We start from the raw sequence: 14,061 nt of genomic DNA on the forward strand, positions 1-14,061 counted from the left end.
AAAGCATGTCGCGCAAAAGTGTGCAGCGGTTTTGCGATAACGACATGCATACAACGAGAATCTAAAGCGCGTTGCATGAGGCCGATCGAACGCGACGCGCTTTAGTCCAAGGCTGCTTCGGCTTGAGCGGGCGCATCGCGTCCCTCTGGTGGTGCCGATGACCGCTCGCGCATATGCCTGACCGTCTGGAGGACACGATCGGCAAGAAATGCAAGCGCGCCCTGTGCCGTGCGCGTCCCGATGACGGATTCCAGCGTAACCGCCTGCGTTGAGAATTTGTGTTTGAACGACTCTGCGCCACAGAGGAAATCGACCATGCTCAAACCGTGATCGATCGACCACTGCACGTAATCCATCAACAGGATCACACCCGGCGACGCCCGGCCGAAATCCGGATCGAACGTCGTCACGAAGGCCATCATCACGTCGTGCTGGACGAAATTGATCGACACCGCGACCATCACGCCATTGCATTCGAGGACGAAGATATGCAGCACGCCGGCGCGCGCCAACGCATCGACGAGCGCGGCGAGTACCGGCACGCCCTCTTCGAACAGATCTGATTCACGCATGCGCTCGGTCAGCCATTTCCGCTTCAAGGCCGCGAGGCGCTCCAGTACCGGTTGCAGCGGCTCGTCGGGGGCAAGCAGGCGAAATCTCACCTCTCCGGTTTCTTCCAGCGCTTTGATGCCGCGCCGATAGTTCTGGCGCGTCTTTTTCGACTGGTCCGCGAACCATGCCGCTCCGCTTTCCCATTGTCCGGCAACGCGATAGCTGACTTCCGTTCGGTGAAAGTGACGAAGCCTGATGCCGCCGAAAGCTCCCGGCGTGAAAATTTTGCGGGCCGCCGCATCCGGCGAGAGACGACTGATCAAGGCAAGATCGAAGCCACCTGCATCGCAGAGTTGCGTCCATAGCTCCTGCAGCGCCGATAACGAGCATTCCGGAGCAACGAGAATATCCCCATAGTCGGTATAGCTGCCGGCCGCCCATTCGAGAAACCGCAGCCCCCTGCGCCTGCCGATCGCCAGCGGAACGACAGCAACGAGTTTCTCGCCCTTCCAGACCAGGCCGATCCGCAACGCGCGCTGGTCACGGCGTTGTACGGTACTCCACCATGCCGAAATCCAGGCATGGCTTTGAAAGATCAGCCCGTCGGTACGATGCCAAAGGTCCATCCAAGCGGCTTCGACCGCAGCCAGACGATCCGCCGAACGGACGATTTCCAGGCGCTCCGCGCCTAGGACGTCGATGGAAACAACAGTGTTCATGAAGGAGAACTGTCCTGTGGCTGCGCGACTACATTGGGCCGCCTGTGAAACAGTCGCATGACATGCCTTGCCATCTTCTTGAGCGGCAGGATGTAGAGCCCAAAGAGCGACTGATAATCGCGCACATCGCGATCGATCAGGCCAAATTTCAGGTCTTCATCCGGTTCCGGGACAAATTGCGTTCCGAACAGACGATCCCAGAACGAAAAAAGCAGGCCGAAATTCTTGTCATAATGACGAGGGTCGATGCTGTGATGCACCTGGTGCCAGTGCGGACACAGGATGATGTTGTTCAACGGGCCGAACGAGATCTTGAGATGCGTATGACGAACAAAGTCCATCATCAGGATGTTACGGATGACGTAGACGTTGATGCCGAAGATAGCGACCTCTGCCGGATCGAGTGCGATCAGGCTCCAGATACCGAAGCAGATGCCCGGAATGACGCCATCCCACATGCGGTTCATCAGATCGTCCAGCGGATGAACCCGGTCCTTGGTGATCCCCACCATCACTTCGGCCGAATGATGTACCTTGTGCAATTCCCACAGGAACGGGAAACGGTGCTGGGCGACGTGGTAGAGGTAGTATGAGATATCATAGGCGACCAGCATGGTTGCGGTGAAGATGACGATCGTCACTGGTCCCGCCGGGCCGCCGAGAAGCGGCGCGTGGATGTTAAGGAGCCAGCCAATTGCCTCGCGTGTGCCATAGCCCACCGCGACGACGAAGGTGACGCCGGCGGGAATAAGCAGGAAAGGCATCATCGCCCGTTTCGTGATCCAGAACAGGGCGTCAGCTCGCGCCGACGGGTGCAGGATGACTTCCTGGGGGAAGGCGAAGTCGAAAAAATCCCTGAGGGACTTATGTTCGGCAGTTCGCCAGTAGGCGATCACCGCGCTGCCCAGTGCGGTGAGGAGAAGCAGGCCGAGCGTGGTCAGATTGACGTTCGAAAGCTTTTCCACAATCGCTCTGGCAAATTCGGAAAACATCGTTGCAGCGGCTCCTGGTCGTAAGAAGGCAGTCTGGGGTCGTACGAAGGCGATCTGGCGAATAGCAAAGCACAAAATTCCCGGCAAACCCGCTACGCCGCCTGCAACCAGTGGCTGTTGCGGACGCAGCGGGCAAAGCAGGCTGGATGGTGCGAGACTAGCAGATCAACGGTAACGAAACCGCTAAATGTCCAAACGTAATTAATGTCGAATACGGCTGGAACTCGCCCGGCAACTCTACGTTGGCGCTTTTTTTTGCCGTTGTGGCGGGTGAATTGGGGCAAGATGGATATGGATTCCGGCTTCACCCACTTCACCGTGCCAGGCGAGGCGTTCGGCTTGCTGCCTGGTGCCAAAGCGCAGTGAAACCCAACCGCCCTGCCCAGGCATGTCACCGCCAGCGCCGACGTCGAGCGCAGCGTCAGGAAAGCGGATGGCCAACAGCGCCTCGTCGCCGCGCAATACCGTGACCGTATCTTCGTGCCGGTCGGCATGGAGGCCGGCGGCCAGTTGGAAGACGATCTCGGACTGACGCCCGCCGCCGAGCAGTTGGTCGGTGATGAGGATGCCATCGGCCTGGCGCGCCAAAGTGCGCTGATGCACGACGCCGAAGCGGCTTCTATAGCCATCATGCCGGGCGCTCAGCCTCCAGTGCGGTCCCGGCTCGCTCTCCACCAGCGCTGCGACTGCCTTGTGCGACCAGTTGAAATTTCCAGCGATGGTACTTTGGCTCTTGCCCTCGATGTTCAGCGTGTTGTGCGCCGGTGTGGAGCGGAGCCAGTCGCGCCATGCGCCTCCCGAGCCGTAGAGCCAGGTGCCTGGATCGACCAGCACCGGCTCACCGTCGATGCACAGGGTGAGCGACAGCGCGTCGGCATGGCCGTGCGCCGCTATCGAGAGATATCCGAGCGGTCCATGGTCGAACGTCAGTTCGACATTGCGGCCATTCATTGCTCCGCGCCAGACTGAGAGCCCGCCTTGCGGGAATGTCTGCAAGCCCTGCACCGCGGGCGCCGGACCCGACGGCGCACCAAAGAAAAGCGAACGAAAGTCGTCGGGCTCCGGCGCGTTGCCCGGCGTCCCCAGTAAGCCTTGGATGGCGGACGCGACGGATCGGATATAGTTCGGCTCATCCCCCAGCTTCAGCACGTGGCCCTCATCGTCGTCGCCGAAGCGGGCGGCTTTCTGTGGCAGCCAGCCGACGAAATTAGCGAAGGCGCCCAGACGCGCTTCGACAGCCGAGGGAAACGGCGTTCCCGCCTGGCGTGCCGCGGCGGCGCAGAGCAAGATGAGTTCGGCGCTGAAGGCTGCATAGGTCGGTGTTTGCTCGGCACCTGCGCCATCGGCAAGTATCTGCTTGTGCGTCTCATTCAGGAGGGCGCCGCGGGCGATTTCGGATCCGGCCCCGAGCGCCAGGCCGACCAGATATTCGCCGGCCAACTCTGCGACCAGATGGTTGTTGGCGGAGGAATATCGCGACGGAAACCGCGGCAGCCAATAGGCGCTTGCCGCTAGTATCTCACCAGCTTTCCGCAGCGTCGCTGGGTCAAGCTGGTCGCCGACGAGGTCCAGGGTGACGATCAGACTGATGGCCCGCAGCGCTACTTCGATGCCGGACGCCCAGCCGATGCCTCGGAACGGTGGATTGGCGGAGTGCCAACTACCGATTGCCGCCTCGATGGCACTCCGGGATCGATCGTCCTCGCCGAGGAGCAGGTGTGCAGCCAGTGGCGGCAATTGCTGCAGCCGGTTGATCTCCCAGACATATTTTATATCGCCAAGGTCGCCGCCGTGGCGAAAATCGATGTCGAAAGTATGAGCCTCGGGGCCAGGCCAAAGCCTGCCGGTCACTGGATCAAGACGCCAAAGCTCGGCAGGAAACAACAGTTCGGGCTCACGCTTTGGCCATGTCCGCCCGAGTGCAGAAAACCGGCCCTGAAGCATCTCTTGCGCGGCCGCCGCTATGGCTTGCCGTTGGGCGTCGGTCGCTGCCAGCGCAGCATGGCGAAATCCGGGCAGCACTGGGTGCAACCGCGGCGATGGATAGCGCTCCCACCCATCATCGCGGCGGCGCGACGCGATCCTTCGACGTTGCTCGCCCAGCCGGTGCAGCACCTCGGCCGGTCCCATGCTGCGCAATCGGTTGATGTACCAGCCGATTCTCATGCACGCCCCGTCAACGTTTCGGTCGTTGTATACCATGCCGTCGAAAAGCTGCGCGCCGGCAATCTTCTTTCCCGTTCGTTGCGGTTAATATCTCCGGCGACCATACGGAGAGAGCGATGCGAAAAGCGGCGTGTGTTGTTGCCTGGGTGCTCGCCTTGCTTGTGGCTGCCGACGCAGCGCCCATCGCTCTCAAGCGCGGCGTTGGCGTGCATCAGTGGCTCAACTGGTCGCCGGTGGAAAAAGACGGAACCTACGTTTGGCCGCCCTATCGCCGCGAAAAGGAGTGGCTTGCGGAAAGCAGGCCGCTCACCGACTGGCCGTCCGGGGAGGTGTTCGCCCACATCCGATCGATGGGCTTCGACTTCGTCCGGCTGAGCGTCGATCCCGGCCCGCTGCTTGCCAGCGAGGGCGCCAAGCGGCAACAGGCGCTGGACATACTTGCCGCCGCCGTCGAGCGGATCACGTCGACCGGCCTCAAGGTGGTTTTCGACCTGCATGGCGTCACTCAGGTTCCCGACTACAGCATGGAGATGATCTATGGCGGCGCCGACAGCGAGGGCGTTGCCCGCTATCGTCAAATGGTTGTGGCGGTCGCCGCCATGCTGGTCAAGATAGGCACCGACAAAGTCGCCCTCGAACCTTACAACGAGCCCGCATACTACCCTTGCGATGCGAGCGGCAGCGATGACTGGCAGCGGATCATGGCAGGGACCGTCCACGACATTCGAGCGGTCAGCAGTGAACTTACCATCGTTGCAACCGGCGCCTGCGGCGGCAGCATTGCCGGATTGGTCAACCTCAGCCCCGGCTTTGATGACCCAAACCTCTATTACAGCTTCCATATGTATGAGCCGCACAGCTTCACCCACCAGCGGCCCGATGACACAATCAGCTTTGCTTCGGGACTTCCCTGGCCGGCCGACAGCAGTACACCCGAAGTGGTGACCGAAACCCTTAGAGCGCGGATGGAGGCTGCCGGCTTGAGCAGGGTCGAGCAGGTCATGAACATGGCCACCGCGCGCCAAGCAATCGCGAGGTATTTCGAGCAGAACTGGGGCCAGAGCCAACTGGAGGCGAGCTTTCGCCAGGCTGTCGACTGGGCTGAAGGCCATGGCATCCCCAGTCGGCGGCTCTTCATGGGCGAATTCGGCGCTATCCTCATGTCCGCGGACGGCCGCATGGGCGCCTTTGAGGCCGACTGTTCGCGCTATCTTAAGGCAGTGCGCGGAGAGGCCGAACGCTTTGCGATCCCATGGTCTGTCTGGGAGTTCTCCAATCCCTATGGGATGAGCCTCATCCTGCCCGATGGCCCCCCGGTACCCGACCCGGAGATGCTGCAGGCATTGGGCCTGCCATAGGTGCCGTCACTCGCCCTCACCAGCGAACAACCGGTGGCAACCCCTGACCGCCAGGCTCCATCGAGGATGGCCCGTGGCAGCTTTCTCCCGGTCGGGTTGTGTCGGCACGAAGTGTTTAACACATTTGTTGTACTGAAGTGAGGAATGCGCGCGCCTAGGGGGAACAATGTGTGGAATTGCCGGATGGATCGGTCGAAGGGCTAAAAATCCACAAGAGCGGGCCGCCAGAATGTCAAACGCATTGCGGCATCGCGGTCCCGATGCCGAAGGCACCGAGATATTGGACCTGAATACCGGCGAGCAACAATTGGCATTGGTCCATCGCCGCCTGGCGATCATTGACTTGGCGCCTGAGTCAAATCAGCCGATGCAGATTGAGGACGGCCGTCTCAAAATAATTTTCAACGGAGAGATATATAACTACATCGAGTTGCGCCAGGAACTGATCGGCCTTGGCCATCAATTTCGAACGCGCTCCGATACCGAGGTGCTGCTCCGAGCCTACGATCAGTGGCGCTTGTCAATGTTCGACCGGCTGAGCGGCATGTTCGCCTTTGCACTCTGGGATGCTCAGAGGCAGGAATTGATCCTCGCCCGGGATCCCTTCGGGGAAAAGCCGCTTTACCTCATGCAAAGCGAAAAATTGCTGCTGTTTGCCTCGGAGATCAACGCATTGCTGTCATCGCAGCAAGATGCTCAGGAACTGGATCTGGATGCCGTGCACGAGTATCTGAACTGGCGTTATGTGCCCGGACCGCGCACGCTTTTCAAACAGATCCGCAAGCTCAATCCCGGAAGCTATGCTGTCTGGTCGCAAGGGGTAGTCAAGGAAACGCGCTACTATACGCCTCCGGACCAGGCGGCCCTGACCGAGCGGATCGACGGAAAAACCGCCAAGCGGCGATTTCTGGAACTGCTCGACCATTCCGTCGAGATCAGGATGCGCAGCGATGCACCTTTTGGGGCCTTTCTCTCCGGAGGGCTCGACTCCTCGGCTATCGTCGCGCTGATGGCCAGGCACAGCGCCACGCCCATTCGCACATTTTCTGTCGGGTTCGACGACGCAGCCTATAGCGAATTTGCATTCGCCCGGCGCGTTGCCGATCATTTCAAGACCGATCATTGCGAACTTGTAATCCAGCCAGGCGATCTGATGGATCACCTGCCGGCGATGGTTCGCCAACGCGGGGCACCTGTTTCGCAAAGCAGCGATATTCCAATTTACCTGATGTCGGAGCGAGCCTCGCAAGACGTCAAGATGGTGCTCACCGGCGAAGGAGCCGACGAGATTCTCGGCGGCTATCCCAAGCATCGCGCGGAATCACTGGCCGGGATCTACCAGTCGCTTGTCCCAGCCTCGCTGCACGATAACGTCCTTTCCCCTGTGGTACGCGCGATGCCGGGCGCGTCGGCCAAGGTCGATACGTTTGCCCGCACCGCGGGCGAAAGGGACTTTGCCGCCCGGATGGTCTCCTGGTTTGGAGCCGTTTCCGCGCAGCAGCGCGCTTGCCTGATCGGTGCATCCGCAAGTCGCCGTTATGAGCACAATGAGTTTCCGTTCTCGTCAAGCGCTGCGGCCTCCCATCTTCGCCGCGTGCTGTTTTTTGATCAGACGTCGTGGCTGCCTGACAATCTCCTGGAACGAGGCGACCACATGATGATGGCCGGTTCAATCGAAGGAAGAATGCCGTTCCTCGATCGCGACCTGGTTTCATTCGTCAGCAAATTGCCCGATCGCTACAGGCTGGGTTGGTTGCATAGCAAGCAGATCCTGCGCGACAGCATGGCCAATATCCTCCCGGAGGAAATTCTCAGCCGCCGCAAGGTCGGGTTCAAGGTACCGGTCGCCGAATGGTTTCGCGGATCGATGAGGAACTACGTGCATGACCATCTTTGCTCGCCTCACTCCGTCATTCGCAGCTATCTGAGTCCGAAACAGCTTGATCAAATCGTCTCCGAACACACCACGCGTGCCGCCGACCACGAAAAGCTGATATGGGCGCTGTTGAATTTGGAGATATTCCACCGCGAATTCAGGCTCGAAGCACCGCCGCGATCGTCGGCCTCAGCCCTTGACCGGTTGACGGCTTGACGCGGCCGACCGCCAGACGTCGCAGATTGCGCCGACAAACGGGGCGAGCTCAAGCCGTTCCCGATGCACGGCCATGGCACCGGCACCAAGCCTTGCCCTCAGTGCCGGGTCCTCCACGAGGCAGCTCAACGCGTCGGTCAACGCTGTAACATCGCCTGGCGGCACCAGCAGCCCGGATTGCCCGTCGGTGATTATGTCTTCGACCGCGCCAACCGGGGTCGCCACCACCGCCAAACCGGCTGCCATGCCTTCGATCACCGACATCGGCAGATTTTCGGCGAAGGAGGGAAGAACCAGAATATCGGCCGAAGAAATCAGCGATGCGACATCGTCAGGTCCCACCCAACCTGGAAAGGCGATCCGGTCTGCAATCCGCAGCGCGGCTGACTTTGTCCGTGCCGCCTCGACTTCGCCATCGCCGGCAATCGTGGCGCGCCAATTCTTGACAGGGCTCATGCGGTGCAGTGCCTCCAGCAATTGCGGTACGCCCTTGCGGTCGCCGATGCGGCCCAGGAACAGGATATGCACATGGTCGCCGCCGCCGACATGCGCCAGCGGCGGGACTTCGGTCGCATTGGGCACGATCACGATATTACCGGCTGCGCCCGGCGCCCGGCTGGCGACGAAATCGCGCCAAAGCCGACCCAAAACGATCACCCGATCGGCATGCTCGAACAAAGCTTTGATACGGCGGCTTATGAAACCGCGGTCGGCTTTCCAGAATGTCTGATACTGCGCCCCGTGCAAATGCAGGACATAGGGTATCGACAGCAGCCGTGCCCAGGCGGCGATCACCATCTTTCGGTAGGTGCTGCCGGAAACTGAGATATTGATGTGAATGACATCGGCACGTCCAGCCACACGCGCTTTAAGCATCCGTAAGCAAAAGCCGAGCATATAGAAGATCGAAAGTCCGACATGCCCCGGGCCACGGCTGGCAAGGAAGCACACATCGATGTCGGCGATTTCTTGCCGTTCGAACTCCTGCTTCAGCGCCCCCATGATGCGGTCGATGCCGCCCTGCCCCGAAACGCCCGACGGCGTCGCGACCAGGACATGTATTTTTCGATCGGATATGAGGCGCTGCAACATGATGGTACCCTAAATAACACAGACTGGGTAACTGCAAAGCAAACGTTCCCAATAAGGTTTACGGCAAATCTTTTAGTTCAAACTGAATCTGTTCACCCTTCGCCGTCATCGCGCTGGATTTTCCGCCAGTCGGCGGCTAGTCGAAGGTGAGTTTTCCAGGGACACGCCCTTGCTGCTCCGTTCCACGCTCATTTATGCTCCGGCGATCCTGCTGACGCGAATTTCGGCGCTGCTCCTGCTGGTCGTCGTGACGCGTTTGATCGACCAGACCGAGTATGGCCTGCTCACTCTGGTGGTGACCGTCGGTGAAATGACCGACATTGCCGTCACCAACTGGCTGCGCATCGCCTTGCTCAGGCTTGGCGGCAAGGGCGAGGTCAGCCGCGGCAGCCTGATGCTGGCGGGGCAGGTGTTGCTTGCGACCACGGCCCTGGCGCTGGTCATATCGGTAGGCGCGTCGGCGGTGATCGTGCCTGAACGCTGGGTCGAGTTCGCGATCGCGGTCTGCGGCTATCTGGTCGCTGGGTCCATCAGCCGCTTCGCCTTGACGGTGCTGCAGATGCAGCAGCGCCATTCGGTCTATTCGATGCTAGAAGCCCTGCGTGCCTTGCTGCAACTCGCGTTACCGATCGGCGCTATCCTTGTCTTTCAGGACAGCTTTCTGACGGTGTCGCTCGGTTCGAGCCTCGGCGCCTTGATTGCCGGCATCGTGGCGGGGATCATGGCATCCCGACGCGTCGTTACCGGTCCGCCGCGTTTCACCCACAGAGACTTCTTTGCGCTCGGTGTGCCGCTGATCATCATGGCGCTGGTTGGGTTCGGGCTCAACAGCGCGGAGCGTCTGTTCCTCAAGTTCTATTACGATGCCAGCGCCGTGGCGATTTTCGCCGCGGCCTATGCGCTGGCCCGCCAACCGATCGATATGGTCGCCAACGCCATCAACATGGGCGCCTTTCCCGAGGTGGTTAGCCGCTTCGACGAGGACGGGCCCGCGGCATCGGGTCGGTTGCTGTCGCAGTTGATGGCCTTGATGATGCGGCTTTGCCTGCCTATTGCAGCGATGCTGGTCGCGCTCAGCGGCAATATCACCGAGCTCATGCTGCCCTCGCAATATCACGGCCGCTTCGGCCTGCTGTTTCCAATCATTGCCTTCAGCGTGCTGTGCGCCAACCTCACCAGCTTCGTCTATGGCGTCGTGGTGCACGCGCACAAGCGGCCGTGGCTGCTGATCATCGCCAACCTCTTCGGCTCGGTGGCAACAATCGCATTGTCCCTGCTGTTGATCCCCCCGATGGCCGAGATCGGCGCGGCTTTGGCGCTTGCGGGCGGCTCGGTAGTGGGCTCCATAACCTGCATTGTCATCAGCGAGCGGCTCACGCCGGTGCCGGTGCCGTGGCGCGACATCGGTGTCTCGGTAATCATCTCGCTCAGCACGGGGGTGGCCGCCAAGCTTGCCAGCATGGTGGCCGGCGACGTGCCGGCGATCTTCTCGCTTGTCGCCGGCGGCACCGCCGGCGCTGCGGTCTTCTTCGGGCTGACCTCGTTGTTCCATCCTGTAGCAGCGACGCAATTCGTCGCCCAGCTGCGGGCGCGGCTGCGGATCGCGTAAGGGGAAGTCCAGGGCCGAGGCCTGTTTGTGAGGGAACGCGAATCTATAAACCGGCGTTTCGGCGCCAGCGACGCTCCCAGAACTCCCGGCAGAGCAGCCCGGCATAGGCAGTGTTGGTATCGTAGTAGCGGCGCCACAAGCGTCGCGGCTCCTGGACGACGCGGAACAGCCACTCCAGGCCGGCCGCTTGTATCAGCCTCGGCGCACGGGCAACCTTGCCGCCATAGACGTCGAAACTGCCGCCCACGCCCATCACGAAGCTTGGGGCGAGTTCATCGCGGTAGCGTTTGAGAAAGCGTTCCTTCCGCGGTGTCGGCATGGCCACCAACAGGCAGTCGGCATCCGAGGCGTTGATCGCCGCGACGATCCCGGCCTCGTCCTCCGGCTTGAAATAGCCGTTGCGCGTTCCCGCTATGCTGAGGCTCGGATGGTCATTGGCAAGTCTCGCTACGACCGCATCGAGAACGTGCTGTTCGGCCCCCAGCAGATACGGCCTGAATCCACGCATCGCGCAGAGGCTCAGCAGATTGATCATGATGTCGACGCCCGCCACCCGCTCGGGCAACGCGACGCCGCACAAACGCGCTCCCCAAAGCACGCCGATGCCATCGACATTGACCACGTCCGCCCCGGCCACGTCGTCGCGCAGTTCGGCATTCTGGCGCATGGTCACCAGCTTGGCGACGTTCACCACCACATGATGCAGCGGCCGCCGCAGGGTCATCGCCTCTTCGGCGATGGCCAGCGTCTCTGCCATGGTCAGCGCATGGATAGGTGCGCCAAGGAACTCCCGGCGCCGTGATGCCAAAAGGGAATGCTGCGCCCATGCCGGGGCGTGCGCGTTCATGCGGCCTGCTCCCTTGCAAGCGGCACTTGTGCGATCTCTGGTTTCTTGCCTTCGATGCGGGCGTCCGGCTTGCGCGCCTTGCGCCACGTCCACAGGCCCCTCGTATCGACGAGCTTCTTGTCCTTGAGCGCTTCGGGGTCGACCAGATTGAATTGCCGATGGTCGACCAGGAGGACGACGATATCGGATTTGTCGATGGCCGAAAGTGCATCGGTGAACACGATGCCCCTGCCCTCGAGCTCGTGCGGCAGCGCATTTGTGTTAGGTTCAGCCGCAATGATCTTCACATTGGGGATATCGGACAGAAGCTTCACCACTTCGACGGCCGGGCTCTCGCGCAAATCGTCGATGTTGGCTTTGAAGCTGAGGCCAAGACAGGCGATCGTCTGTTTGCGGGAGGGATCGAGCAAGGCCTCGATATCCCTGACCACCGACATGGGCCGCTCGGAATTGATCCGGCGTGCCGAAGCCATCAGCCGCGTGCTGTTGGGTGCGGCATCGATGATAAAATATGGATCGACCGCAATGCAGTGACCGCCAACGCCCGGGCTCGGCTGGAGGATGTTCACGCGAGGGTGCCGATTGGCGAGATCGATCACTTCCCATACATTGAGCGACAGATCCTGACACACTGCGGCAAGCTCGTTGGCAAAGGCGATGTTGACGTCGCGGAATGCGTTCTCCGTCAGTTTCACCAGCTCAGCACTTTCGGCCGTTGTCATGAACAGGTCGCCGGTGACGAAGGTCGAATAGAGTGCCGCGGTCCGTTCCGACGATTTGCGGGACAATCCACCGATCGAGCGATCATTGTTGATAAGCTCGGTCAGCACCTTTCCCGGCAGCACGCGCTCGGGCGAATAGGCGACCAGCACATCGGCGTCTTCGCCATGCTGGACAGGAAATTTGAGATCGGGCCGCAATTCGGCAAGCAGCCCGGTCATGATCCGCGTGGTTCCGACCGGCGATGTCGACTCCAATACCACAAGGTCTCCCCGCTTCAGCACTGGGGCGATGCTTCGTGCCGCCGCGAGCACGTAGGTCACGTCCGGCTTATGGTCGTGGGTCATCGGGGTCGGCACAGCGATGAGATAGGCGTCCGCCGGCTGCGGCGTGCTGTAGGCCATGAGCTTGCCGTTCGCCACGACCTTCTGGATCAGACCGTCAAGGTCTGGCTCGACGATGTGGATTTCGCCGCGGTTGACCTTCTCGACCACCGCTCCGTTGACATCGACGCCAATGACGTTGAGCCCGCGGCTGGCGAAAATGGCGCAGGTCGGCAGGCCGATATAGCCCATGCCGATTACGGAAACGGTTTTGATTTCAGCCATGATGCAGCAGTTCCTCAACAATCCGGTTACTGGCCCGGCCATCGCCATATGGGTTGTGTCGTTCCGCCATGCCGCGATAGGCAGCCTGATCGTCGAGCAGGCGATTGGCGTTGAACAGGATTTTCTCGACATCGGTGCCGACAAGACGGGCGGTGCCGGCCACGATCCCCTCGGGTCGCTCGGTATTTTCGCGCATTACCAGCACCGGCTTGCCGAGTGAAGGCGCTTCTTCCTGCACGCCACCGCTATCGGTAAGCACCAGATAGCTCTGCTTCTGCAGGTACAGGAACGGCAGATAGTCCTGCGGCTCGACCAGGTGGATGTTCGGCACGCCTTCCAGCTCTGCGTTGACCACTGAGCGCACATTGGGGTTTGGATGGACAGGGTAGACGATCTGCACGTCTCCGCGCGCCGCCAATCCCTTCAACGCCGTACAGATGCGCTGGATGCCGCCGTCGAAATTCTCGCGGCGATGGCCGGTGACGAGGATCATCTTCTTGGAAGGGTCGAGGAAAGGGAAGCGGGCAGCGAGCTTCGCGTTCATCAGCCTGTCGGCATCGATCGCGCTTGAAAAATGCAACAGTGTATCGATCACCGTGTTACCGGTCACAAAGATGGTGCTTTCGGCTTTTCCTTCGGCGATGAGGTTGTCGCGCGCCTGAACGGTCGGCGCAAAATGCCAGGTGGCGATGTCGCCGGCAATCTTGCGGTTCAGTTCTTCAGGAAACGGCGAGTTGACGTTGTGGCTGCGCAATCCTGCTTCGACATGAGCGACCGGGATACGCTTGTAGAAGGCAGCCAGAGCCGCGGCCATCGCCGTGGTGGTGTCGCCCTGCACCATGACGATATCGGGCTTGGCCTTGTCCAGCACCTCGGCCATGCCAAGGAGCACGCGCGAGGTCACGTCGAACAGCGACTGGCCGGGTTGCATGATGTTGAGATCGTGATGCACAGGCAGGCCGGTCAGCTCGACAACCTGGTCGACCATTTCGCGATGCTGGGCGGTTATGCATATTTCGGTGATGAAGCCTGGATGAGCAAGGGCGGCGCGCGCCACTGGAAAGCATTTGAGTGCCTCCGGCCTCGTGCCGAACACGATCAGCAGTTTCTGCCTCGATGGCAGTTTTGGACGTGAAAGGACGTTCATCGCTGATCCTGGTCGCCTGCAGCCTTCGGGACATGCCGACTATTGCCCGCACGAGCTATAATAGCGTCGAGAAGCGCCTTCGTGATCTCAATTCTTAATATATGATTAACAACCAAGGCCGCGTTCTCCCGGCTTAACTCTTGTGAAAGGTTGGGCTGA

The 14,061-nt window shown here is 60.7% G+C and carries 10 protein-coding genes; 3 read left to right on the forward strand and 7 right to left on the reverse strand.

Going from position 1 to position 14,061, the window contains the following annotated elements; genetic code table 11:
• Positions 1–101: 101 nt before the first annotated feature.
• The 3 genes from NKJ17_RS18410 to NKJ17_RS18420 form a co-directional block, all read right to left on the reverse strand.
• Positions 102–1,271 (reverse strand): GNAT family N-acetyltransferase, encoded by a 1,170-nt coding sequence (locus NKJ17_RS18410; RefSeq protein ID WP_352507196.1) that lies wholly within the window; start codon positions 1,269–1,271, stop codon positions 102–104.
• Positions 1,268–2,263: a sterol desaturase family protein gene (locus NKJ17_RS18415; RefSeq protein WP_352689623.1), complete on the reverse strand. Its 996-nt coding sequence runs from the start codon at positions 2,261–2,263 to the stop codon at positions 1,268–1,270. Before NKJ17_RS18415 ends, NKJ17_RS18410 begins: the two co-directional genes overlap by 4 nt.
• 237 nt (positions 2,264–2,500) lie before the next feature.
• The gene (locus NKJ17_RS18420) at positions 2,501–4,429 is read right to left on the reverse strand and encodes a heparinase II/III family protein (protein WP_352507199.1); all 1,929 of its coding nucleotides are present in this window, start codon (positions 4,427–4,429) and stop codon (positions 2,501–2,503) included.
• A 116-nt stretch (positions 4,430–4,545) separates the two neighbouring features.
• On the opposite strand from NKJ17_RS18420, the gene NKJ17_RS18425 reads away from it, so the two are divergent.
• Both NKJ17_RS18425 and asnB read left to right on the forward strand, forming a co-directional pair.
• Positions 4,546–5,787, forward strand: coding sequence for a glycoside hydrolase family 5 protein (locus tag NKJ17_RS18425; RefSeq protein WP_352507200.1), 1,242 nt, complete (start codon positions 4,546–4,548; stop codon positions 5,785–5,787).
• 166 nt (positions 5,788–5,953) lie between these two features.
• On the forward strand, positions 5,954–7,879 hold the full coding sequence (gene asnB, locus NKJ17_RS18430; RefSeq protein WP_352507201.1) for an asparagine synthase (glutamine-hydrolyzing): 1,926 nt from the start codon (positions 5,954–5,956) through the stop codon (positions 7,877–7,879).
• Here asnB and NKJ17_RS18435 read toward each other — a convergent pair.
• Positions 7,853–8,971 (reverse strand): glycosyltransferase family 4 protein, encoded by a 1,119-nt coding sequence (locus tag NKJ17_RS18435; protein WP_352507202.1) that lies wholly within the window; start codon positions 8,969–8,971, stop codon positions 7,853–7,855. The two genes, asnB and NKJ17_RS18435, sit on opposite strands and share 27 nt — an antisense overlap.
• Before the next feature lie 169 nt (positions 8,972–9,140).
• Between NKJ17_RS18435 and NKJ17_RS18440 the strand changes: the two genes are divergently transcribed.
• Positions 9,141–10,580 (forward strand): lipopolysaccharide biosynthesis protein, encoded by a 1,440-nt coding sequence (locus NKJ17_RS18440; RefSeq protein ID WP_352507203.1) that lies wholly within the window; start codon positions 9,141–9,143, stop codon positions 10,578–10,580.
• Between the two features lie 43 nt (positions 10,581–10,623).
• Here NKJ17_RS18440 and NKJ17_RS18445 read toward each other — a convergent pair whose 3' ends face one another.
• From NKJ17_RS18445 to wecB, 3 genes are read right to left on the reverse strand one after another with little or no spacing between them, the layout of a single operon-like run.
• Positions 10,624–11,427 carry a WecB/TagA/CpsF family glycosyltransferase gene (locus NKJ17_RS18445; protein ID WP_352507204.1) on the reverse strand — a complete coding sequence of 268 codons (804 nt, stop codon included), beginning with the start codon at positions 11,425–11,427 and terminating at the stop codon, positions 10,624–10,626.
• Positions 11,424–12,755: a UDP-N-acetyl-D-mannosamine dehydrogenase gene (wecC, locus tag NKJ17_RS18450; protein WP_352689624.1), complete on the reverse strand. Its 1,332-nt coding sequence runs from the start codon at positions 12,753–12,755 to the stop codon at positions 11,424–11,426. Before wecC ends, NKJ17_RS18445 begins: the two co-directional genes overlap by 4 nt.
• The gene (gene wecB, locus NKJ17_RS18455; protein WP_352507206.1) at positions 12,748–13,902 is read right to left on the reverse strand and encodes a non-hydrolyzing UDP-N-acetylglucosamine 2-epimerase; all 1,155 of its coding nucleotides are present in this window, start codon (positions 13,900–13,902) and stop codon (positions 12,748–12,750) included. Before wecB ends, wecC begins: the two co-directional genes overlap by 8 nt.
• Positions 13,903–14,061: the final 159 nt, after the last annotated feature.

It is taken from the genome of Mesorhizobium sp. M0208 (assembly GCF_040322015.1).
GTDB lineage: Bacteria > Pseudomonadota > Alphaproteobacteria > Rhizobiales > Rhizobiaceae > Mesorhizobium.